Below are 286 nucleotides of genomic sequence, written 5' to 3'. Positions count from 1 at the left end.
GACGGCGTCGCTTCGAAGCAGCTTGTTCCTCTCGGCATCCCAGTCGGCGCGCAGCTTCGGCACGTCCACCCACTCCCACCGGCCCTTGAGCCGGGAAGCCATGCCTTCGATGAAGCTCGCGGTCGAGCCCACGACCGCCTGCGCGACGGGGAAGACCACGCCGATGTCGGTGCCCACCGCGCTCTGGTGGATGAGCTGGGCGTCGCGGCCGATCAGGCCGTGGCGGAATTGCGTGGAGAAAAGGTCGAGGTGCGCGCCGAGCGCGATCACCACGTCGGCCTGCGGC

Annotated in this window: 1 protein-coding gene; it reads right to left on the bottom strand. The window is 69.6% G+C overall.

From position 1 onward, the window contains the following. Window positions 1-286, bottom strand: a 286-nt coding sequence (locus JYB62_RS19680) for a hypothetical protein (RefSeq protein ID WP_205647097.1), incomplete at both ends; no start/stop codon positions are given.

This window comes from Algoriphagus lutimaris, assembly GCF_017051705.1.
Lineage (GTDB): Bacteria > Bacteroidota > Bacteroidia > Cytophagales > Cyclobacteriaceae > Algoriphagus > Algoriphagus lutimaris.
Note: the sequence above shows the minus strand (reverse complement) of the source record. Positions and strands in the feature narration are given on the sequence as shown.